15 protein-coding genes are annotated in these 25,492 nt (G+C 40.8%); 3 read left to right on the plus strand and 12 right to left on the minus strand.

Annotation, left to right across the window (positions count from 1 at the left end; translation table 11 throughout):
• Positions 1-5: 5 nt before the first annotated feature.
• On the minus strand, positions 6-2,411 hold the full coding sequence (gene galB, locus ACE1ET_RS18680) for a beta-galactosidase GalB (RefSeq protein ID WP_375729943.1): 2,406 nt from the start codon (positions 2,409-2,411) through the stop codon (positions 6-8).
• 259 nt (positions 2,412-2,670) lie between these two features.
• On the opposite strand from galB, the gene ACE1ET_RS18685 reads away from it, so the two are divergent.
• From ACE1ET_RS18685 to ACE1ET_RS18695, 3 genes are read left to right on the plus strand one after another with little or no spacing between them, the layout of a single operon-like run.
• Complete coding sequence (locus tag ACE1ET_RS18685; protein ID WP_375729944.1) at positions 2,671-3,564, plus strand: transketolase; 894 nt, start codon at positions 2,671-2,673, stop codon at positions 3,562-3,564.
• The gene (locus tag ACE1ET_RS18690; RefSeq protein ID WP_375729945.1) at positions 3,557-4,501 is read left to right on the plus strand and encodes a transketolase family protein; all 945 of its coding nucleotides are present in this window, start codon (positions 3,557-3,559) and stop codon (positions 4,499-4,501) included. Before ACE1ET_RS18685 ends, ACE1ET_RS18690 begins: the two co-directional genes overlap by 8 nt.
• Before the next feature lie 42 nt (positions 4,502-4,543).
• A complete protein-coding gene (locus ACE1ET_RS18695; protein ID WP_375729946.1) occupies positions 4,544-5,785 on the plus strand; it encodes a pyridoxal phosphate-dependent aminotransferase in 1,242 nt (413 codons plus the stop codon).
• A gap of 91 nt (positions 5,786-5,876) precedes the next feature.
• On the opposite strand, the gene ACE1ET_RS18700 is transcribed toward ACE1ET_RS18695, so the two are convergent.
• The 11 genes from ACE1ET_RS18700 to ACE1ET_RS18750 all read right to left on the minus strand — a co-directional run bounded on the left by ACE1ET_RS18700 (position 5,877) and on the right by ACE1ET_RS18750 (position 25,075).
• The gene (locus tag ACE1ET_RS18700) at positions 5,877-7,178 is read right to left on the minus strand and encodes a bile acid:sodium symporter family protein (RefSeq protein WP_375729947.1); all 1,302 of its coding nucleotides are present in this window, start codon (positions 7,176-7,178) and stop codon (positions 5,877-5,879) included.
• A 2-nt stretch (positions 7,179-7,180) separates the two neighbouring features.
• Positions 7,181-7,843 carry an aspartate/glutamate racemase family protein gene (locus ACE1ET_RS18705; protein ID WP_375729948.1) on the minus strand — a complete coding sequence of 221 codons (663 nt, stop codon included), beginning with the start codon at positions 7,841-7,843 and terminating at the stop codon, positions 7,181-7,183.
• A gap of 78 nt (positions 7,844-7,921) precedes the next feature.
• Positions 7,922-9,052 carry a glycoside hydrolase family protein gene (locus ACE1ET_RS18710; RefSeq protein ID WP_375729949.1) on the minus strand — a complete coding sequence of 377 codons (1,131 nt, stop codon included), beginning with the start codon at positions 9,050-9,052 and terminating at the stop codon, positions 7,922-7,924.
• A 2-nt stretch (positions 9,053-9,054) separates the two neighbouring features.
• Positions 9,055-11,829 carry a glycoside hydrolase family 78 protein gene (locus ACE1ET_RS18715; RefSeq protein ID WP_375729950.1) on the minus strand — a complete coding sequence of 925 codons (2,775 nt, stop codon included), beginning with the start codon at positions 11,827-11,829 and terminating at the stop codon, positions 9,055-9,057.
• 93 nt (positions 11,830-11,922) lie between these two features.
• Complete coding sequence (locus tag ACE1ET_RS18720; RefSeq protein ID WP_375729951.1) at positions 11,923-13,662, minus strand: pectate lyase family protein; 1,740 nt, start codon at positions 13,660-13,662, stop codon at positions 11,923-11,925.
• A gap of 69 nt (positions 13,663-13,731) precedes the next feature.
• A complete protein-coding gene (locus tag ACE1ET_RS18725) occupies positions 13,732-15,432 on the minus strand; it encodes a pectate lyase family protein (RefSeq protein WP_375729952.1) in 1,701 nt (566 codons plus the stop codon).
• A 64-nt stretch (positions 15,433-15,496) separates the two neighbouring features.
• Positions 15,497-16,960, minus strand: a complete 1,464-nt coding sequence (locus ACE1ET_RS18730; protein ID WP_375729953.1) for a pectinesterase family protein — start codon at positions 16,958-16,960, stop codon at positions 15,497-15,499.
• 1 nt (position 16,961) lies between these two features.
• A complete protein-coding gene (locus ACE1ET_RS18735; protein ID WP_375729954.1) occupies positions 16,962-18,767 on the minus strand; it encodes a T9SS type A sorting domain-containing protein in 1,806 nt (601 codons plus the stop codon).
• 32 nt (positions 18,768-18,799) lie between these two features.
• Entirely contained in the window at positions 18,800-20,623 is a 1,824-nt protein-coding gene (locus tag ACE1ET_RS18740) for a RagB/SusD family nutrient uptake outer membrane protein (RefSeq protein WP_375729955.1), read from the minus strand.
• Between the two features lie 41 nt (positions 20,624-20,664).
• Complete coding sequence (locus ACE1ET_RS18745) at positions 20,665-23,934, minus strand: SusC/RagA family TonB-linked outer membrane protein (protein WP_375729956.1); 3,270 nt, start codon at positions 23,932-23,934, stop codon at positions 20,665-20,667.
• Between the two features lie 115 nt (positions 23,935-24,049).
• The gene (locus ACE1ET_RS18750) at positions 24,050-25,075 is read right to left on the minus strand and encodes a T9SS type A sorting domain-containing protein (protein ID WP_375729957.1); all 1,026 of its coding nucleotides are present in this window, start codon (positions 25,073-25,075) and stop codon (positions 24,050-24,052) included.
• Between the last annotated feature and the right edge of the window lie 417 nt (positions 25,076-25,492).

Below are 25,492 nucleotides of genomic sequence, written 5' to 3' on the forward strand. Positions count from 1 at the left end.
TCTTCTTATTCGGTTGTTATCACCAACGAATCCGCCTCAAGTTGATCCGATGTGGCAGTAACACTAATTTCTCCTGCTGTTTTTTCCGCCTGAACGATGAGCAGACACATGCCATTATAGGCTTTGCGATGGTCTGCCCTGAATGGTTCAAGACTGGCCTGGTAACCATTGTCCACACCTGCGATAAATCCGGTTCCGGCAACTTCGAAGTTAATCAAATTATCGGCATGTGGCACAAGATTTCCATCCCGATCCAATACCCTGACAGTGACAAAAGAAAGATCCGTTCCGTCAGCATACATTTTACTGCGATCTGCTGATAGTTCAATTTTATATGGTTCACCAGCTGTACTTATTTCCTTTTCCAAAACCACTTCCCCGTTTTTACGTGATACTGCTTTGATAGTACCGGATTCAAAAGGAATGCGCCACATCACGTGAAACTGGTCATCAGACTTATGTTTAATACCCTGTGATGCGCCGTTCAAAAACAGTTCTACTTCATCAGCATTATTGTAATAAGCCCATACATCCACCAATTGTCCGGCTTTCCAGTTCCAGTGGGGAAACAGATGTAACATGGTTTCATCCGACCATTCGCTTTGGTACATGTAGTAGGGATCTTTTGGGAAACCACATAAATCGATGATTCCAAGATACGAACTTCTGGCCGGATAAGGATAAGGAATTGGCTCACCAAGGTAATCAAACCCTGACCAGACAAACATGCCGGGAATAAACGTATTATTTTTCACCACAGCCCAGGTAGCTTCATGCGTTGATCCCCAGTAGGCAATGGCATTATCATACGAAGATGCCGTAAAATCAGCATTTCCGTCGAAAGGTTTATTGTAAGCCGGTGGCCAGATGCGCACGCTGTCTGAAGGCAGGTCATAATGACCACGGGTTGCCAGCGCCGAGTTATTTTCTGATGGAAGCATACATTCACCCGGATAGCGATCCGGAAACTTCAGGTATTCCTTATGTTTATAGTTAAACGAAAGCAGATCCAGTGCACCCGATTTATATATGTTGTTCTTCTGGGGATCAGTCTCCGTCAATGCGCTGGTAACATACCTTGTGGTATCCAGCTCCTTAACAATTTCCACCAGTTCCCTGGCTATCGTGATCCCGGTGGAATCAAACTGTTCCGGAATTTCGTTACCAATGCTCCATGCAATAATGGACGGATGGTTTCTGTCCCGCAGTACCATATCCTGAAGGTCACGTTTATGCCACTCATCCCAATACAGATGATATCCTCTTTTTACCTTGGTGTGTTTCCATTCATCAAAGGCTTCATCTATGACCAGAAATCCCATCTGATCGCACAAATCCAGTAACTCAGGCGCCGGTGGATTATGTGCCATTCGGATGGCATTGCATCCCATGGCTTTCAGAATTTCCAGTTGTCGTTCGGCAGCTCTTTCATTAAATGCAGCACCAAGCGCACCCAGATCATGATGCTGGTTCACCCCGTGAATCTTCAAAACTTTTCCGTTCAGAAAAAAACCTTCAAGCGGTGTAAATTTAAAATTACGGATACCAAATGGTGTTTCAACCCTATCATACAATTGATTTCCCTTATAAATTTCAGTAACCACACGATACAAGACGGGATTTTCGGGGGACCACAAATCGGGATCATCAATATTAAATTCCTGAAATATTTGTTTCTCTTCCTCAATTGAACTCCCAGACTTTTGCTCTGCCACATTTAATCCATCGGCATTATAAATCACCGATTTGATTTTCACTTTATGCTTTGAACCCGTCAGATTTATCAGGTCAATTTGATACCGAACCTTGGCATGATTTGCAGTCACGGTCGGGGTGCTTACAAATGTTCCCCAGTGCGCAATATGAATGTCATTCTCAGGAACCAGCCACACATTCCGGTAGATCCCCGAACCGGTGTACCAGCGGGAAGCCGGCTGATCAGAGTTGTCTACTTTAACAGCTATCACATTCACTGAATCGTTCCGATGCAGATATGGTGTGAGTTCGTACCGGAATGAGCTGTATCCATAGGGTCTCTTGCCAAGGTAATGTCCATTGATCCAGACCTCGCTGTTGCTCATTACACCATCGAAGTCTATATAATAGCGATCAGAACCAGCTTCATCCAAAACAAACGTTTTTCGATACCAAGCGATGCCTGTCGGCAATGCCCCCCCTTCAGGTCCGGCAGGATTATCGATACTGAAATTTCCTTCAATGCTCCAGTCGTGAGGAAGATTGAGATTTTTCCAGTAGTTGTCGTTATATATTGCCTGAAAAGCTGAAGAATCGTCACCAGGGTAAAATTTCCATCCGGAGTTAAAGTCCATCCTGCTACCTGTAGAAATTCCTTCACTACACGAACTCAGAATAAACAGTAAGGCCAAAACAATCGTAAAAAGATGCTTCATACGGGATTTTTTACCAAATAAATTAATAATGTTGCAAAAACTGTAAACGTTTACAAAAATAATGTTTTTACAATAAAAAAATTACATTTAAACAATCTAATTTCTCACCAATATATTGTAAATAGTTAAATAAATAATAATGTAAACCTTTTCATAAAGTATATGTTTTGCACTATATTTGGACAATGTTTTTCAGGATATAGTTTTACGTTAGTTATAGGAAAAGCAGGAATTAACTTTATTACTAAATAAATCACTAATGACAGAACGTATTGAACGGTTGAAAGCTGCAGCTACGCAGATACGCCGCGATATTGTTAACACCATATATTATGCAGGTGATGGTCACCCCGGCCCCAGCATGTCTATTGCAGATATTTTGGCAGTCCTTTATTTTGATGTTCTTCGCATAAATCCTGAAGAACCGGACTGGAAGGACAGAGACCGGTTCATTTTATCGAAAGGTCACGCTTGTCCCGCATATTATGCAGCACTGGCACGCAAAGGGTATTTCCCGTCTGCAGAACTTAAGACTTTGCGTTCGTTGGGATCACGCATGCAGGGGCATCCTGTTCAAAAATCCACACCTGGTGTTGATGCTACTTCCGGATCATTGGGACATGGATTACCACAGGGATGTGGAATGGCTCTTTCAACCCTGCGAAGAGGTTCTGATGCATTAACCTTTGTTTTAACGGGTGATGGTGAGTTAAATGAAGGAATTGTCTGGGAAGCAGCGATGACCATTCCAAAATACAAGCTTCACAATCTGATTGCCATCATTGATTACAATGGCATTCAGAGTGGTGGAACGGTTGAAAAAATAAGCGGATTGAAAAACCTGAAAGAAAAATGGGAAGCGTTTGGGTGGTATGCCATTGATATTGACGGACATGATATTGAGAAGCTGACGTTTGCGCTTGAAAATGCGGCAAAGCGTGGTCGATCAGACGAATCTGAAAGGGAAGGAATGGTTATTGTTCCTGACATGGCAGCACCAAAACCGGATCAGCCGATAATATTTATTGCCCATACTTTAAAGGGGAAAGGTGTTCCGTTTATGGAAGGGAATAATGCTTGGCATAAAAAAGTACCAAGCGATGAAGAACATCAGTTAGCAATGTCAGTTTTGGGAGGATTGGATCTTGAATAAAACAGAAAGTACACGAATAGGATTTATGCAGGGACTGGAAACCCTTGCAGAAAAAGATGACCGGATCATGCTGGTATGTGCAGACAGCGTATTGGCTATGCGTGCCACCGAATTCATTGAAAAACGACCAGATCAGTATGTTGAAGTGGGTATTGCCGAACAAAATGCAACCGCTACTTCTGCAGGCCTTGCCCTGGACGGACGTATTCCGTTTTTTGCCACCTATGCCGGTTTTATTACCATGCGTGCCTGTGAACAGATCCGTACGTTTATCGCTTATCCGAATCTGAATGTGAAACTGGCCGGTGTAAACGGAGGAATAGCAGGGGGTGAACGCGAAGGGGTAACACATCAGTTCTTTGAAGATATCGGAATTTTACGCACCATTGCCAATGTTACCATTTTAGTTCCAGCCGATGCCGATCAGGCCCGTCAGGCAACCATCGCGGCAGCAGACATACCTGGTCCTGTTTATATCCGATTAGGAAGCGGACGTGATCCTGTTGTCTTTGAAAAGGATACACCGTTTACTCCGGGGAAGATCAACATCATTTCGCAAAAAGGGAATGATATTGCACTGTTCGGAAACGGGGTCTTGCTTCCCCGTATTTTTGAAGCAGCTAAAATTCTGGAAGAAAAGGGAATAGGCGTAACCGTTGTTGAAGTACATACGGTGAAGCCAATCGATACACAGGGAGTTACTAATGTACTCAAACAATGTGGTGCTGCTGTGACGGCTGAAGATCATAACATTATTGGCGGACTGGGAAGTGCCATCATGGAGGTAGCTGCAGAAAATTATCCGGTTCCGGTATATCGAATCGGACTGCGAGACAAATTTGCAGGTTCAGGTCTGCCACAGGAACTGCTGGATTATTATGAAATGAGCGTTGAAGATATTGTCAAAGCTGCGGAAGCTACAATTGCCAGGAAATAATACCATACAATTAATTCACAACATCAAAAAACAAAGCATCTGATGAAACCGTCGATTTCAAAAAAGGTAACTACGTTTAAAAATAAAAAATCACCCATCCGTGAAATTATGGATCTGGCTAATCCTGAATTCTTCAGGAAAGTAGGTCTCGATCCTGCCGATGTTATTTCATTTTCTGGTGGATGGGTGAATCACGAAGCACCTGATTCCATGCGTAGTGCCTATGCTTCGATTATTGATGACAGTCAAAAGTTTCATGCAAGTGGAGCCTATCCTACAACCATTGGGATGCCCGAATGCCGGAAAGCCATCGTAGATTTTGAGAAGCATATTTATGGTGATGACATGGATTTATCACCAGAACAAATTGCCATTGGGGCCAATTCATCCCAGATGACGGCAAACCTGATGAATATTATCCTGGATGAAGGGGACAAAATTTGTATGTTGGATCCAACCTACGCCAATTATCCGGCACAGGCTTCTTCAATTGATAACATTGAAGTAATTCATTTCTCTGTTATGGATACCGAAAACTGGAAATATGTTGCGAATGAACGCAAAGCGGAGTTTGCTGCCTTTATCAAAGCAGAAAAGCCAAAAATGATTATGCTTTGTGCACCTGATAATCCAACTTCTCAGATTCCTTCCACCGGATTTGTTAAAGCAGCACTGGATGCTGCAAAGGACATTGGCGCTTTTTTGGTGATCGATTTTGCGTATAAAGAACTGGTATGGCAGGACGATCTCCCGGAATATTTTAGCTGGGGTCCAAACGATAATTATATTTCCATCCATTCCAATTCAAAATGGTGCCGCGGATTGGGACGTCGCTTAGGTTGGGTGGAAGCTCCTGTCGAAATTATTTCTGCTTTTGAAGCTGTACAGGGTGCCACCATTTTATGTCCGGATAGTCTGCATCAGATGGCTCTGGTTGAATATATCAGGAATGGTATAACCCATAACAGCATCAGACCGTATATTAAAGAAACAGCAAAACTTTATCAGAAAGCTGCGGAACAAACCGTTGCATCCATAGAAAAGCATCTTGGAATGCCTTGCTTAATTCCCGAAGGTGGACTTTACACCGTAATGAAAGTTGATATGGACAGTTCCGAATTCACCCACAAAATTTTGGAGAATACCGGTGTTATAGTTGTTCCGGGCTGGGGATTCGGTAAAACATTAAATAATGCCGTTCGTTTGTCTTATGGTCCACTGGTTCATCATTTGGATAAAATTGATGAGGCCATGCAGCGTATCAGTAAATATCTTAGAGGATAAAACTATTCAAAAGTTGTATACCTTTCAACTACGTTTACCCTTTTATGCCCTGAAGGGAAGTAGTTGAAACCCAGGTTCTATTATTATTGGTTTAAACTGAATTCTCAACATTGCTAAATGCCATTCCTTTCTCTTTCCTTTTTCTCCAGTAGTTTGCCAGAAGCGACCCCGAAATATTCATCCATGGACTAAAAATTGCTGATGCCAGACCAACCGTGGCCAGTTTTCCCATTACACCGGCAAGTCCTGTGGCCATTCCTCCATTCTGTAGCCCTACTTCCAGGGCAACAGTCCGGCAGGAATCTTTATCCAGTCCGAGGGCTCTGCTTATTAAATATCCAAACGAATAACCCAATGAGTTGTGCATGACAGAAGCCAGCAACATGAATATCCCTATAGCCAGAATATTATCACGGCTTGCTGCCGTTGTTACCAGCGTGAAATAAACGATGCCAAACATGGATAGCTTCGGCATTAATTTACCTAGTTTAGGAATTACCAGGGTCAGATGATAATACATCTTGCCGGCGATTACTGCACCAGCCAGAAAATTTAGTAATTCCGCAATTCTCATCATGTCCGGAGATAAGCTCCTTGCCATTAATTTCCAGAGCACAACGCTATTTGCAATTATCCAGAAAACAGCAATCCCAAATGCAATATTCAACCGTTTGGAAACTGTTTTATCAAGCCTATTATAAGCATCATACAACATGGCGGCACCAATAGGCACAATTACTATTTTAATGATTTGTATGCACATGTCCCAGAAATTAATCTCAATGTAGGTGCCTGCTAACAGTTTCATCATAAACGGTGTCATAATGGGTGCCAGTAAAGTGGCTACTGCTGTCAACGTCACTGAAAGTGTAAGGTTGGCATTTGCAAGGTAAACCATAACATTTGAAGCAAGTCCGCTTGAACATGAGCCGATCAGGATAACACCTGCAGCAATTTCCGGTTCAAAATTAAAAACTCGGGTTAACATATAACCGGTTAGGGGCATAATCGAAAACTGGCAGATAATACCGACCAAAACGCCTTTACCCATGGTTCGGATCCCGGTAAAATCTTTCAGGCTCATTTGTGTACCCATGCCGAACATCACGACCTGGATGACTATCAGGATCACCCATTTATTTCGTAAATCAAAATCTCCCCATTTAAGAAAAGCAGAAGGATACATCAGGCCACAAACGATAGCGGCAATAATCCATGCGGTATATTGATACGGCTTTAAGACTTTGACGGACCCCATTCCAAACGCAAGCAACACTGACGCTGCAACAGCAGCCGGAGCCAGAAATGAATCCCACTTAAACAGAAAAGTCAGTGCAATAATTAAAATGGAAATAAAACCTGTTATCAGACTAACCCTCTGTAATTTTTCCATTGTTATAAAATATTTGCAAGGTGTTCCATGGCAAGTTCAGGACTTGTAAGTATGGGAACTTTTTTATCTTCTTCAGAAAGTTGTGAAACGACACGTGCCATTGAGGCCTGAGCCAATAAAATGACATCAACTTCCTCTGATAATTCTTTTAGGGCTTGAGCCACTTTTTCGTCGTGAATTTCAGGGTTCCCTCCCATTAAGGCATCGAATGCACCTTCGCAGAGCTTTGACGTCAGCTCAATTTCTTTATTGGCAACAACCGCCCTTCGTCTTACCAAATCGCTGGTGGGTTCAAGGGTGGTCGACAAGGTGGCAATGACTCCTATTTTGGCTCCCATCTGAATGGCTTTATCTGCCATAGGTTGATCAACTCTTAATACAGGAACTTTAGACACAAGCGCTGAAGTTTCAACAGCAGGCCCAATGGATGAACAGGTAACCAGAATATAATCTGCACCTGCAGCTTCGGCTGAACCTACATAATCCACCACACGACGGGATGTGTCAGGCGTTAACTCACCTCTTTCAATGGTAAGTTTGATTAGGCTGTCATCCACAATATTAAAAACTTTCAGATCTTTTCCTGCAAAATATTTGTCAATCAGTTCCTGAAAAACCGGTACCAGGGTAGCTGATGTATGAATTAATCCAAGTCGTTTAGTCATTCCTGCTGTTTAAAATTAGCGTTGTTTGTAAAAATAATAAATCCTGTTACGATAAGCCATCAGACATCTTTTATCCCCTTACTTAATTTTCGATTCTTCCGTTGATTTAAATTGCAAATCACTCTTCCCAATATCCTTGGATGTGGCAAGTGCGATACCGCGGTTGCCGAGTTTATCCACTGCATTATAAAAATGATAAACAATGCCGTCATGATAAATCACATAGGCTTTATGCGCAAAAAGGTTATCATAGTTTTCCGATGGCTCTATCAAACGGGGACCGGTCCAGTCCGTCCAGTTAACCAGATCAAAGGAACAGGCAAAATTATTATACACAACTGTTTTACCTTCCGGCCAGTAAGCCCTGAAATAAAACATCACATAAATGTCACCAATTTTCTGAAATACTGCGTCGCCGGTAATGCCTTTATGGTGGTTCATCATGGGTTGCTTTCCGTATCGTTTCCAGTTGACCATGTCATCGGACACTGCCATGCTGATGCGCTCTGCACCACGCGCAGGATTAATACTGTCTCCACGTGCATTGTAATACATCAGGAATTTATAGCCTGTCAACTTCTCCTTGTCTTCGATCACAAAACTTTTATACATGGTACTGTTGTCGTACCATCGCGCATCTTCATCGGTTGGCATAAGCACCGGTTTCCCTAATGTTTGCCATATGTGTTGTGTTGCAGGATCTTTTTCTGTAAATGCCATGCTGATGGATAACAAACCGCTTTCGTATCCACTGGAAGCACCCCCAAAATAACTCATCCAGTATTTACCATCATATTTCTGGATGGCGTAATCTCCACCCCAATCGTAATCAATTAAAGACGGGTAACCGGCTTTCTGATTATAGTCCCAGTCGGTAGAATCGGAAAACTCCAGAATTTTTCCTTTCAGATCCCAGTGAATAAGGTCGTCGCTGGTTGCCAGATGCGTCTCGTAACCTCGTCCGTCAAAAACTATGTAAGTCATCACCCATCTATTATCCTTCCTGAAAATAGTTGGACAGTCCATTTTGTATTTGTTGCTGTCAGGTACCAGTATCAGTCCGTATTTATATGGTGTTTTTACGGTTTCATAGATCTTCTGCATCTTTGCCGGTGTCACTATTTTGGGCAAATCCGCCTTTTTCTCCGGGACTTTACAAGCCACTAAAACTATTGCCACACATACAGAAAGTACTACAATCCTCTTCATGCCTATTTCCTGATTTTAAATATATATCTGCCTGAACCAATCTTATACGTTGGCTTATCTTCTGAAGTTCCGGTTGTTTCGGGGACAACGCCATTTTCAGGTTTAATCCGAACCTCTCCTTCGAAAGGTAAAATGACCGTTGCTGAAGTATTAAACGGTATTTCAACGGTTAATGTAAAACTGCTGCCATCCTGCTGCCACTCACTTTTTATGGTACCGTATGGTGATTCATAACTTGTTTTCACATACGATATGCTATCGATTACATCTGGTTTGATCACAATTGATTTATATCCCACCGATGATTTATCCTGACCAATACCACCCAGCCCTGCGTAGAACCATTCCATCAGATGCCCCAGCATCAAATGGTTCATGGATTTGATATCCAGCGCCTGCCACGATTCCGTTAACGAAGTGGCTCCTTTTTTCAGTTGGTAAGCATAACCCGGCACATCATCCCGGTTATTCATCTGATACAATAATTCAGAAGCACCATATTTTGTCAATGCATCCACCAGGTAATGAAATCCAATATCACCGGCTGTCAGACTATAATTATCGGCCATAATGGTTTTTAATAGATTTTTAAATACGGCTTGCTCGTCGCCATTTGGCACCAATCCCAGACTCAAAGGCATGGCCAAGGCTGTCTGACTGGCAGTGGCATATATCCTGGTTTCTGTATTGTAGAAAGTGTTGTTAAATGCGCTTTTGATGTGACTGGCTAAATCACTGTATGCTGCTTCATCTTCCTTTTTTCCAAGTTCTGCGGCAATTTCTGACATAAGTACTGCAGCGTAATAATATGTTGCAGTAGCCACCAGAGGGACCGGTGTTAACTGAACAAATCCTGGTGTATTGGGTCCTATATCGTACCAGTCTCCCAGGCCGTGGGACAGGATATCATCTGAAGCTTTACTGCTTAAATAATTCATGTAAGCCTGCATCATCGGCCATGCTTTTTGCATCACAGTCGGATCACCGTACCATTTATAAATCATCCATGGCATGGTAATAGAGGCACTTCCCCATTCGGGCGAATCACGAAATGCTGTATCGTAATATTCAAAATTAATATATTCCGGAACGATAGAAGGAACCAGACCTTTAGCTGTCTGTGCATCCATCATATCATTGGTCAGCTTTGCGTATAGAGGATACATGTCAAAATTGAAATGAACACTTTCACCCATTAAATGCGTTTGTTCCAGCCATCCCAGTTTTTCGCGGGTTGGGCAATCGGTCATCACACTCTGAATATTGCTTTTAATACCCCAGTTTATAAGTGCGAAAATGCGGTTAAACAAATCGTTGGAACAATCAAACATGCCAACCTGAGGTGCATCACCACGTGTATGCAATGCCTTTAACACTTTTATTTTAGGCAGACCCGGATCATCATTAGAAGAATCGGGCTGAGCACCAACAACCTGTACGTATCTGAAGCCATAATAACTGAAACGTGGTTGCCAGCTTTCTGTTCCTTTACCATCTAAAATATAAGTGTAATAATAGGGTGAACCTGAACCACGCTGACTGACTGTCCCGTTATCTTTCAATACTTCTCCCGGCCATAGTTGCACTTTCTGACCCTCTTTTCCTTCTACTTCCAATGATACAATTCCGGAAGCATTCTGACCAAAATCATATACATATACCGAATCATTCAACCTGGTAGTTGAAACCGGATCAAAACTTTGTACAACTTTAACCGGATAATTTTGATCGGATGTTAGTTTACCTTCAGGGGCCTTAACTAATTTGGCCTTCTGCCAGTTCTGTGCATCAAAACCGGGTTTATTCCAGCCATCTTCTTCCAGGCGTGCATCATAGTCCTCCCCGCCATAGATGCCGGAATAGGTAATAGGTGAAGGCTTAATTTGCCAATCCGAACCAGATACAATAGTTTGAGATGTACCATTTTTAAAGTTAACCTGAAGTTTGCAGATCATTTCCGGATAACCATACGCAATTATCAGTTTACGGTATCGCTCGCGATTATTGTAATAGAACCCGTTTCCAACAATTACACCAATGGCATTATCCCCTGATCTCAGCAAATCCGTCACATTATATGTATTGTATAATACCGTTTTATCGAAATGGGTCCATCCGGGTGTAAGAAAATCATCACCGATTTTTTCTCCGTTCAGGTAGGCATCATATTGTCCCAAACCACTTATAAATAACGTTGCAGATTCAATCTCTTTATCCAGGTAAAAGTCATTTCTGAACATGGGCACAATTGCCCGTTTCTCAACTTTATTGTGCGATAATTCACCATAACCCGTCACGCCCTCAACCAGCCGATCTTTTTCAGATAACTCTTCAAACCCAATCCATTTTGCACCGTTCCAATCTCTGGGTTTAAGCAATCCCATTTGCCACGAACCGATCCTGCTCCAGTCCGATTCGTTACCATATGCATCCCAGACTTTAACTTTCCAGTAATACGTTTTACCAGATTTTAATTCAGAACCCTCATATCTCACGTTTATGGAATTAACAGATTCAACCCTTCCTGAATTCCAGACATTGCTGCTGTCCTTATCAAGCAAAGCTTCATCGTCCGACACAAGAATATGATATGATTTTTGCAGATTATTCGATGTTGCAGATTGAACCACCCAACTGAATTCAGGATGAACGGTTTCTACACCTAAGGGCTGTTCAAAATGGTTACATGCTGTTTTAACAATATTAAGGCCGGAATCATGACTATTACAGGCCAAGAAAAGGAATAAAGATGCTATAACAATTATGACTTGTTTCATTGAGGTTTTCTAAAGACTTTCTATTTCAAGCGCAAACTCATCCTACAAAATGTCAACAATAAAGAGGATAACCAAATCAACATATAAAAATGCCTATTCATCTTCTCCAATCACTCCACCTTTAGCTCCCAGGGTGTCGTAATTATATCGTGAGTCTCTCCAGTCAATTTTATATCTTGGATTGATCCCGTTGATATACTTTTCAATGTTGGTATAGCCATCACCGTTGCAATCTTTATTGGCATCGGTAGGATCATTAGGATCAAGTCCCAGATCTGTATATTTTGCCTCCCAGCAATCCGGCATGCCATCTTTATCGGAATCTTTATAGGATTCGCCTTTATATTCCGGATAACCACCAACCTGGGATATATCTGTAATAATTCCAATTTTATAACTATCCGGTGCCAGACGACGGTGTTTGAACTGCGGCACTCCATCAAGACTTACATCATCTGCATATTCAATTTTACCGGTTTTTACTTCCCTTGCGATGCGTTGATCCACCGGATCACGTTTTGGCAGCGTTGCACCGGCATTTTCTATCACATAATTAAATGCCTTTTTTGCAGGCATTATGGTCATAAATGGCATATTCCATGGCCGGTTCCAATAGACCATATCCTTGTATTTGGATATGTCATCGGATAACAATACTTCCTGATATGGGTTATCCTTATCAGGAATATCCTCCATTTGTACTCCACCTGCCCAGTTGTCCATGGTAACCTTTTTATTACCCTCAACAATATTCCCATCCACGAATGCCTTTCCATAAACGCGATGAGTGAGTGTACTTCTGCCAGACTCAGGTTTCAATATCCGGTGACCTACTGGTTTATCAACCGGAGTTGCCGGTCCGGGTTTATAATAATTATTGATGATGTTGAATTTAGCGGTATAATCACCTCCATCAACTGAACGATGCACCCAGTTGAAAAGCACATTATTAACAAAGTTGAAGGTTCCGTTCCAGCCAATGGATGGATTTCTTCCGGTATTGTTAGCCCAAAGGTTCCGCATAAACGAACAATTCTCTCCTCCTAAAGTACTTCCAAACGCATGATTCCAGGTATCCAGTCCTTCCGAAAAGATGGAATTCTGGATGGTAATATTCACCGTTGGAAGTTTTTCCGCTTTTCTACCTGTTTTGTCATCATACATATGCCGGTAAATGGACATATTTTCATCCAGTCCCCAGCTTGCTGATACGTGATCAATCATAATATTTCCAACAGGATTACCCCCAATGGCATCATCACGTCTACCAACCCAGGTTTCACCTCTTCTGAAGCGCATGTGACGAATGATCACATCGTGTGTATCGATCCAGAAACTTTCACCCGCCAGGCAAATACCATCACCCGGTGCTGTTTGTCCGGCAATAGTCACATAAGGTGCACGGACAATAATAGGACGGTCCAAATGTATAATACCGGCCACGTTGAATACTATAATTCTTGCCCCGCCAGTCTCACAGGCTTCGCGCAATGTTCCCGGTCCGTGATCTTTCAGACTTGTTACGGTAATCACTTTACCGCCCCGTCCACCATAGGTATACATTCCTCCACCTTCGGCTCCCGGAAATGCCGGAATTTTTGCCTGTGGCAGATCGCTTGGTCTACCTGCCCAGGGAATATACGGTCTGCCTTCGGCTGCTTCCTTTTCAACGATTGGTAAAGCTTTTTCCCACGCTTTATCCGATAATTCGTATGTCTTTTGAATTAATTCAACTGATTTCTTTTTTACATCATCCGGGATATCCGGATATTGTGCTTTTACCCCTGCTATTCCAAATAATACCATTGCGAGTACTAAACTACATTTTTTCATGTTTTATATTTTTATCAAAATTATTGCTACGAAAAGTTATCTTAAAGAACCTCCCATATCATGATTTATTTACTTTTTTTCTACTCCGCCTTTTTCAGACAATGTATCGTGATTATTTTTTAAATCTGTCCAGTCGATTTTCGTATTTGGATCAATTCCATTGATGTATCCTTCTATATTGGTATAACCATCACCATTCATATCTCCGTTAGCATCAGATGCATCTTTGGGGTTCAAACCATACTTTTTTTCATAATTATCAGGCATACCGTCCATGTCACTATCTTTTCTTGGCTTTCCTTTATATTCAGGATACCCGCCAACCTGTCTGATATCAGTTATGATACCATGTTTGTAAGAATCACGTCCAAGACGTCTGTGTTCAAACTGATAGAGGGAATCTATCACTGTATAATTATCCAAATCTACTTTGTTGTCCCTGACCTGTTTTATGATCCGTAAGTCAACAGGGTCTCTTTTTGGCAATGTAGCTCCAGCATTATTCAAGACCACCTCATAAGCATCCTTCGCAGATAACAAATTTACATGTGGCATGTCAAACCGTTTGTTCCACCTTATCTGCGGTAAAAATTCTCCTGCATCCTCCATCCCTTCAATCTGAATACCCTTCCAGTTGTCGTTGGTAATATCAGGATAACCTTCCATGATGTTACCTTCCACCCACACTTTTCCATATATTTTTGTTCCTTCCACCACATATCGGGATTCCGGTTTTATCAGCCTATGACCAACCGGGGCATTTTTCGGAGTTGCCGGACCGGGTTTATAGTAATTATTAATAATATTATATCGTGAACTGTAATCTCCGCCATCAACTGTTCGGTGGTCCCAGTTATAGATCACATTATTGACCAGGTTAAAGGTACCATTCATTCCAACGGACGGATTTCGCGCAGTATTGTTAGCCCAAAGATTTCTTGTAAACATACAGTTTTGTCCTCCAAGAGTACTTCCAAACGCATGGCCATATGTATCCAGCGCTTCAGAAAAGATACTATTCTGTATGGTAATATTAATGGTAGAATACTTATGTCTTGTTGCTTTGGGGTTATTAGGCGCATCGGTGAACATATGACGGTACAAAGTCATATTTTCATCCAGTCCCCAGGATGCTGACACATGATCAATCATAATATTTCCAACGGGATTTCCACCAATAGCATCGTCTCTCCTTCCTACCCACGTATCTCCTCTCCTGAATCGCATATGCCTTATCACCACATCATGTGTATTCACAAGAAACGATTCCCCAGCAACACACACGCCATCACCCGGTGCCGTTTGTCCTGCAATGGTGATGTAAGGTGCATTTATGTTTATGGGTCTTTTAAGTTTAATAATTCCGGCCACATTAAATACTACTATCCTGGCACCTCCCTGATCACAGGCCTCCCGTAGTGTTCCCGGACCACTGTCTTCGAGACTGGTAACCACATAAACCTTACCACCACGACCACCAAAACTGTACATACCACCACCCTCAGCTCCCGGGAAAGCCGGAATGTCTGCCTGCGGTAAATCATCTGAACGACGTGCCCACTGGTTGTAAACTTTATAGTTTTGCATGTCCTTATAAATAACCGGCCACGCTTTGTCCCAGACCTTCTGATCCAGGCTGTCCCAAACCCTATTTAATGAATCCACTGTCGACTGCACTTTACTCATATCAGGATACTGAGCAAGCAGATTAACAGATAAACTCAGCATGAAAATAGCTACAATGCCGGTTTGAACCTTTTTAATACTCATTGTTCTTGTTTTATATTTCGGATATAGATTCTGAAATCACGCTGGTTTTAAACAACCCGCGTATTTAATTATTCAGAATTTTCACATTGTTGATTCTTCCTGATGCTTCCTCAACCCTAATCATATAAATACCGGATGGGAATCCGGAAAAATCGCAACTTTTTTTGTGTTTCACGGAAGTCAGTTTTCTTCCATTCATATCAAATACATCAATATCTACAGGATAAGGCAGTTCAAACTTTTTATTGATAAAACTGTAATCCCGTTCATTTTTCATAATATGATCCAGTGCCGTATTTACAGGCACAGAACCATCACTTAAGGCACCATAATCATCTACTGAAACAACCTTAAAATCTTCCGGAATATTTATACCTTCAGTGACAGAAAATGTATTTTCTTCAGCAAAACCAATTACGCTTCCCTGGAAATATATGACGTAACCAACAGCCTCAGGCACCAGATCCCATGTTAGCTGATTTCCCGAAAGCTGAACATTCTGAGGATCATATAACGGTGTTACTGCAGGAAGCGGATCCCAGTATTCCTGTATATTATCGCTGTTGTGCAGAAAGAATTTAAGTGCATACCGGTTCAATTGCGTTTCGCTTAACTGATAGCTCCATGATACCCTTTGAGACACATCAACAAGATTCCCTTCCGGAGTTTCATTTTGGTATTCAGCAAAATAACTGGTAAGGTGATTATCGTCAGACCATGTACTCCATCCTTCTGGTTTTATATGACTCCCCAAAGTACATTCTATGTAAACCGACGAAGCATTGGGTTGCCATGGTCGTCCCAGATAAACTGAATGATCTGCTACTCCGGAAGCGGCAGTAACATCGCAATACCGAAAGAGCAAGCCATGGTAAAAATTTCCGGATGCAAAATGGGTAATCAACTTGGCATCTGCAGGAGCTGTGATATAGCTTCCTCCCGGAATGCTTCTTATCGTACAACTATCGAAAACATTGGTCGCATCTCCATAAATGTAATCCGTGTTACCCTCAATAGTACACTTATAATTATACTGCCTGCGCTTATGGGCATAATAGGTATCCTGGTTGCCAAGGAAATGACAATTTTTAAAAGCCGATCGATCCCCTATTGTACGAATAGCTACTGCTTGTCCAACAGGTCCTGCAGAATTTTTAACTGTGATATTCTCCATATATAAGTCTGTACCCTCAGCCAAAAATGTATAACTATCCGCTCCAGAGATCGTGGAACCGTTTACCACACGTCCCTGGTAATCATCCCAGTCCAGAATAACAGATTCAACATCTTCACCAATAATGCTTACATTGGCCTTTGCAGATGCTAACCAGATTTTCTCATGATAAACACCGCTTTTGACAAATATCAGTGTGCGTTGAGAAGCATTATCCGGCACAGCATTGATGGCATCGGTAATATTGGTAAAATCACCTGCTCCCTCCGGGTCAACAACAATATCAAATACCTGTGCCACAGAAGCAGCAAGACTAATCTGAAGAATTAGTATAATAAATATAGATCTGATCATTTCATTTCTTGATAAGCTTAGAGACCAAAACATCTCCTGTTTGAGTTGCTGCCTTAACAATATAACATCCACTATTTAAATGAACAGTAATTTCTGAATTCTCATTATAACCATCATTTAAACTCATCACTGCCCTTCCTGTAGCATCAAACAACCATAGATTACTGATTGACTCACTGCAACTAACCCTGAACTTATCATCCACCGGATTCGGATAGACATTAAATACAGGCTTCGAAGTTATGTTTGTTGTCGAAGTTTTAACTTCTTCTCCGGTTAAAGAAAAGAGGTATAACTCAAGATTGGAATATCCACTTTCGGTAATATCTCGGAAATCCTCCCCGTTATCAGGATTTAAACCATTTGCCTCTTCCCAGGCATCAGGCATGCCATCTTTGTCCCTGTCAGCAGGGGCCTCATCGGCAGGTGTTTCCTGATACACATCCCATGCGGTGGTTCCTTCCGGAGCATCATTGGGCACAAGGTTGTGTTGCGTGTCAATCAAGCCTGAATTTACACCCTTAATTGGGGTAAGCTGATCATTCACCGTATATTCATATCTTACAATCCCTATCTCACCCTTCACTTCCTTTATAACACGATCGTCAATAGGATCTCGTTTAGGTAGGGTTGCACCAACATTATCAAGCACAGAGACATACGTTTCCTGTGCAGTTTGAGTATAGTCGTTGTAATCCTCCAAAGTTCCATCTGACTTTACATGTTCAATGTCTGAAATGATGCTGTCCTTAGGTGAAAAGCTTATTCCCTGCCAGTTATTATCTGTTACAGACTGGTTACCACTCATGTAGTTCCCATTGACATACCATTTGGCATAACCACATAATGGTACATCTGCCCGGTTAAGCGAAGGTGCTGCGATGGTCGTCCCACTGGTTGCAGGACCGGGTTTAAAATAGTTATTTACTACATTTACATGACTGTAACCGCTACAACTAGGGGTACCTTCCCATTCACCGCCATAGAATGCACCGGATGATCCCCAGTTGAAATTCACATTATCTCGGTAATCCACCAATGCATACACATCATTTTTGTTTGATCCATTGATTCTCGGCATTCTGGAATTATGGTGAGCAAGAAGATTATGGTGATACGAAGCATATTCTCCACCCCATTGCGTACCATATCCCCGTGCACCTTTTTTATGTATGGAATTGTAAAGTGATTCACTGATTATACACCACTGTACGGTTGTATTATCGTTACTGGAGAAATGGGTAGTTTCTTCAATTGCCCAACTAAAAGAACAATGGTCTATGATAAAATTACCGCCATTTTCAATCCTGAATGCCGAAGTCTCCTCTCCCAGTTCATCGCCGGGTCTTGACCTGATATATCTGACAATTACATTTTCAGAGCCGGAAAAATTAAGTGTTGCACCTCTGAAACAGATACCGTCTCCAGGTGCTGTTTCACCGGCAATGGTCATATAACTCCTGTCTACTCTAAGTTCTCCTTTCAAGTTGATAACTCCACCAACACGAAATACAACATACAAAGGCCTTTGAAAATTTTCGAGCACTTGCCCATTTACAGTAATATCTTCTATACCTTGTTTTAGAGCCCACCGGAAGCTCCCTTCCGGTGGATTATCCACATCATCTTCAAGGTTAGTCACCTGAACAACAATACCATAACTTGTTCTTAAACCTGCGGCCCTTGCTCCTTTTGCATATTTCCCATATCCTTCTGCGGAGGGAAATGCCAGAAGGTCCTGCGCTACAGATGAAACTGAAAAAAGTAATATCCCTGCTCCAACCAAAGTCTTCCTTAATAACCTCATTTTACCTAACATCTATTGTACTAAAAATGTATTTATTCTGCTAACGGATCAAAAGTACCATTGATATAACCTATGGTTTGCTGAATTGAATCACTTGAATTAACAACTGAATATTTTAATGGATAAAAATCATACAACTCACGATAATTTAAAGACTGAACTTCACCATTAACGGCACCCTCCATTATTTTTTCCTCAACATCAAAATAGGTTTCATAATTTTCATCGACATCAACATATCCATAAAAAACAGCTGTATCCAGTCGGAAAAATCCCCGAAATTCTCCACTTCTTACTCTTTGATCCCATGGTGATTTCGCTGTTATTGATAAACCTAATCGCTGAGTTCCATTTAATTTCTTAACGATATTTCCCATATCCTCTCTAAACATTAATCGGCGTCGAAGATCATAAAACCGTTTATTCTCAAATGCAAACTCCACCTGGCGTTCAATCATGATTAATTGCCTCAATTCCTCTTTCGATACTGTATTAGGTATACCAAAAGTTCCATCACCAGGTTCAATTCCAGCTCTTTCCCTAATTCTTCTGATCTCAGTCAATGCTTCATCAATCTTGCCTATTTCATTGGCACACTCTGCAAAATTCATCAGCACCTCTGCATATCTTAGTTCGTGCCAAGATGTACTGGTCTGCGATACAAGCTCCTCTGATATATCAGGATTTGTAGCCTTTCTACAGTAAAAACCAGTTGAAGGCGACCTTCTGTTTTCAGACATATTTTGGTAGTAGGTCCATTGTAAATCGTTTTCTTTACTTGTCATACTCCATTCACACCCATTGTATGCAATAGTTGCATAAAACCGTGGATCTCTATTATGCCAGTAATAAATAGGGTCATATCCAGAATCAGCTTCGTCAATTCTTTTACCGTTAGCCATAGGAAAGGCTTGAACTAAGGTCCAAGTAGGGGCATATCCACCATTGCCACCTCCTGAAGGTGGCCTTACGCTCGCTTCCCAACCTGAGGTGTAATCAGGACTAACATCATAATCGTAACGTTTAAATATAACGGACTCTACATTATCCAAAACATCAGTTGTAAAAATTGTGCTAAAATCCGGATATAAATCCCTTGGAACACTCATTTGTGAAAGAAGATCGATGGCTTCCTGATTGGCATCATATGCACTTTGCCATCTGCTTTGATCATCATTACGGTTAAACAAAGGACTTGCCCAGGTTAATAATACGCGACCTTTATAGGCAGCAACAGCACCACTGGTAAAACGTCCGTTATCTTCAGGTTGTTCCCATTCAACAGGTAACCACTCTTTGGCAAAATTCAGGTCCTGTAATATTATATCAAAACTAACTGAAGTTTTGCTTCTTGCAACATCAAGTTTTTCAAAAAAGGGATCCTGAGGCCTTAGAACCATAGGAATTCCACCATGGAATTTAACCATTTCAAAATAACGCATAGCTCTGAGTACTCTTGCCTGTGCAATTAATGGATTTCTTTCTTCATCGCTTAATGAAGAGTTCTGTAGTCCTTCAATAGCAACATTTATCATACGAATTGCCTTATATTTATCCTTGTGCAAAACCTGAAATGCCAAATCATTAATGTCCTGATCTGTTAACAATCCATAAAGCAGGCTGGTATAAGTGGATGAAGAGGAAAAAAACTCATCGCTTAAATAACTATTCACTCCTAATGACATACCTGGCATATTAGCTGCATATAAGTCATTTATATACAGGTTTGCCTGATCTGCATCCTCCCAGATTTTAGCATCCGTTACCACGTTCAGGTTATCTTTGTTCAAAACATCCGTACAACCAAAGAATAATACTATTGTTAAGATACAGGCTATATAATTTATTATTTTCATGATCAAATTATTTTAAATTCAATTTTTATAATACATCCCTGCTAAATATCAAATTTCAAACCAAAGTTAAACTCCCTGGTGTATGGGTATGTATTGTACCTTGCAATAGCATCATCTTTATAATGAAACGTCGATATTGGTGTCCAAAGATTCTTGCCAGAAAAATAGACGCTAAACTGAGGTATTTTATATTTTTCCGCAAATTCAGAGGGCACGCGGTAATTTATCGTCAACGTTTTCAAACGTAATTGATAAACGTCCTTCATCCAAAAGGTTGTTACTAGTTGGTTTAACGCTGCATATTTTGGACTAGGATATTCCGCATTTGGATTATCCTCTGACCAGAAATCAGCCCAGAAAGAGGGCACATTAGATGTATATACTGTTTTGTTGGTCATATCATTAACAGAAATAGATGCCCTTGCTGCTTTATCTGTCACAGTATTTGTAATACCATAGGCCATGCCCCAGTTCATGCTGAACGACAGATCTTTCCATCTTCCGCCCAGAGTGATGTAAGTTGGTAACAGATTCTTCCATACAAAATGATCATTCACCCTTTGTACATACGTCCTGTCTGATCCATTAATTTTACCATCGGGTTCAAATACAATTTCAGGCTCACCTAAACTATCTATTCCAGGCCTGCCAATATCCTGAACAAAAAGCATTCCTACACCATAATCATTAGTTAAAGAATAATAAGTGGTATAGTCCCAACCCCACGTTTGTTGCCACTCTGCATTAATAGCATCCAACTGTTCCTGTGATCGGATAATGCCATCTGATATATAGCCTTCTTCTCTTCCTTCTGCAAATGTACTTTGACCAATTGGATACCTGAAATCATTAGGCTGTTTATCCGTTGGTCTTTCAAGAATACGATTGGAATTAAATGAAAAAATGCCATTAACATACCAGGTTAAATCTTTATTTATTTTTCCTCTGTAACCAATCGTCATATCATACCCCCAGGCTTCCAGCCGACCCAGGTTTTGGCTTGGCATGTTCTTTCCATCTATTCCTCCTGTTTCAGGTAACTCCACAGAAATCTTATCCAGAATATCATATTGATACGTATAAAATAAATCAGTTGTTATGCTAAGTTTACTATTAAATAATTTCAGGTCAATTCCAAGGTTCTGCATTTGTGACTTTTCCCATGAAACTCCTGTACTTACAATATCCCTGTTATTTGTAAGAGCCATTCCTGTAGTTGGGCTGGATCCTCCAAACAAATATCCACTGGAAGGTGTGTAAGTTAACAAATACTCCCATGCACCTAAAGAAGCATATCCCAAAACACCAAATGAGTACCGAACTTTAAGAAAGTCGACGACATTACTAATCTTACCGTTTTTCATAAAGTCCTCTTCCGATATAACCCAACCAGCCGATAAAGAAGGGAATAAGCCCCCTCTTTCGCCAGGAGCAAACCGCGTACTAACATCATATCTTAGTGTAGATTCAAAAAGATATTTACTGGCATAAGAATAATTCAATCTGAATACGGCTGCCAGATCGCCACTTTCATCCATGCTGCCATCTGTGGTAGCCGCACCTTCATTATCGAAAGCATCCTGAATTTCAAGTCCATAAATTTGAATATTGTTTGCATACCCTTTAAAACCAAACCCGCTACTTTCAGATTGCTCATAAGTTACAAATGAGGATATATCATGTAATCCAAATTTTCTGTTATAGTTCAGGTTTAAGTTTAACTGATAATTCTGTCCATAGCCATAATCCTCTGAAATCCTGTTCCTGTTCTCCTCTACATGCTCAGCAATTACATTATTTGTTCCCGGTTCAAACTCATACAAGGTGTATGGTATACTATAATCCTTAGAGTAACTATGATTTTCTCTCCTGCTATAAGTAGCAGAAGCCACCAGACCTTTGACCCTTTCAAACTCATAAGCTAATCTTAAATTCAGGGTAGTTCCCTTATTAACACTTCTTCGATAACTGTCAGAATTTAAAAACGCCATTGGATTATCAAAATCATTGGATATAAAAACAGGCTTCCCATCCTGATAAGGTTTATACCGCTGATCCATCTGTAACAGATCCATAAATAATCCTTCCATTGTATTAAAACCAGAGCTTTGATAAAACGGGCGTTTAAAGTCCCTGCTATCTGATGCAAGGGTAATATTAGCCTTAAGTCTGTCTGTGATGTTTGCATCCAGTCCTAACCTGTAAGTATATTTACCAACACCTAGTCCCGGGAAATTTCCCTCAGTATAGAGATATGTTCCACCGGCATAATATGTAATCTTTTCATTACCACCTGATATATTAACAGTATGCCGTGATACATTTGAAGCACTCCAGGCTTCCCTCAACCAATCGTAAGTATCAATATGTCTGAGAGAATCAATCTGAGAGTTAGTATATGGTACCCAATCCGGATCATCCATATATTTTGCATTAGCAAACATAGCCTGCTCCACCGGACTTAACATCTCGGTTAATTGCGTGGCATCCATAATACCATGACTGCCGGAATAACTTAATTTAAGCTTACCTTTTCGTCCTCTTTTGGTTTTAACTAATACAACCCCATTGGCACCTTTGCTACCATATACAGCTGCTGAAGCATCTTTCAGTACAGAAAAACTTTCAATTTCTGATGGATCCAGTACATCAAACTCTTCCTGTGTCATTTCAAATCCATCCACAATATAAAGCGGTGCAGGATCTTTAATCCCCAATCCTGACAAGCCAAATGTCGTTTCGGCCCTAATACGTATTCGTGTTTGGGCCCCGGGATTTCCTGTGGGTTGAGCCGGGGAGATTGAAACTCCCGGCATTCTACCTTCCAGTAGGTTTGTCAGACTTGTAGCCGGGATGTCTTCTATTTCAGCAGTTGTCATGCTTGAAACTGCTCCTAACAAGTTCTCTCTTTTTACTTCACCATAACCTACAACCACAAACTCATCCAGATCGGAAGCCTTCTCTTCCATCTGAATATTTATGATGCTTTTTCCGCTTACCGGTACGATTTGTTCTTCGTACCCTATAAATGAGACCTTTAATGTATCATCTGGATTTACTTGCAAAGTATAATGCCCGTTAAAGTCGGTAATTGTTCCTTTGGCTTTATTTATAACCAGTATATTGACTCCTATTATCGGTTCACCCTGAGGATCTGTAATATCACCGGAAATATTAATTTGCCCTATCTGTTGCGAATATGAAGCAAAAACGATTAATAGAGCCTGAAATGTTAAGATTAAAATCTTAGATTTATTAAAAAACGAGTAAACGTTCTTTTGTCGAAATCTTTCACTGTTGACTATTTTCATTAATGTTGTATTTAAAATTACAGTTTATTGAGGTTATCTTCATATCCGCATTTTAATGCAAAATTGGAAGAATAGCAAACGCTATCCTTCCAATAAAACAATTAAGTGAATTATACTATTTATATAGTACTAACTTGGATGTTTTGATATAGTTTCCTGATTGAACCTTTATCAAATATATGCCCGAAGGGGCATCATCCAAAGTAACCAGATTGGTTTGCTTTTCTGATTTAACCAACTGACCGTTCAGTTTGAATATTTCAATATCAGCCACCTTATTCAGTTTTACCGTGTTTTTATAGCTAAATACTTTTATCAGATCATTCTGAATATTCTGGTTTGCTGATGGCAAATCACCATAGACTTTAAAGTCATGAATACGAACAGCCTGCTGAACCGGATCCGCAGGACGGATTTGTAACATCAAATTGTCGGCATAAATCGCATCCTCCCACAACATCCCTTTTGCAGATGGGGTACAGTTAAAAGTGCTTTCAGTTTTTTCCAGTGTAAAAGGATCTTTTGTAAAACTTGAAGCCCAGGCAGCATCACCGGGTTGATACCGCAAGGTATCCCAGTTAGCACCATCATCCAGGCTAAACAGAACCATAAATCCTCTTCTTTGACCACCACAGCTTGAATGCGAATATTGTATAGCTTCTACAAACTCCATTGCCCTGAGATCAATGTAGAACTCACCCCTTTTATTGCCATATCCCAGACGCGCTATTTCAACAAACCCATCCGACACACCGGGAGTGGTTGGATCAGGTTCTATAGGTGTACCATCAGCTTCCATAGATGCAGCAACGCCCCATTCAGGCGCAAAGGCACAGGAATCCCAGGTATAAATCACTTCGAGATCTGAATTCAGATATTTAACTGTTCTGCTTCCTCCAATGTTTGCAGGTATTGTTTCCAGTGTTTCGTCATCTGTAACCGGTTTACTATCTGTTCCCCTGTTCCCCATCAGATCCCAGTTACCATAAAAGTCAAACCCTGAAAAATCTTCATCTAAAACGAGTGGAGATCCGGGATTCAATGTTTCCCATCCTGTACCTGTACCCGTATCCTGGGCGTATAAACCTAATCCACAACCCAATGTGGCTATTGCAATAAATGTAAAAATTCTTTTTCTCATAATCTTCTACTTTTAGTTAATATGAAATGTTATTTCTCTCTTATAAGTAATGGTCTTATCTTTCAATTTACTGGATTTAATTTTTTACTCCAAAAAAACTTCCTCATGGTTCTTATCCTGCATGTTTGAAAAGTATAATATGCTGTCATTATTGTATTTTTTAAACCTGCAACGAACCAAAACATCCTTTTTTAGAGGCGTAAATCCAATTAGAGAGTAAAAAAATTCTTCTATAGAAAAAGTTTAAAAATGAGGGACGCATTGCGTCCCTCATTTAGTTTAAATTTATTAGTTAGTTTTTACAACCTTAAACAATTTACTTGCACCAGCACTTTCAGCTTTAATGATATATAATCCTGAGCCGTCAATACTAATGTTTTCTTTGCCTGAAGATGGTACAACCTGCTTAACAACTTT

Origin of the sequence: Quyinboa mangrovi (assembly GCF_042219825.1) — a bacterium.
Classification (GTDB): domain Bacteria; phylum Bacteroidota; class Bacteroidia; order Bacteroidales; family UBA5342; genus JBHJHP01.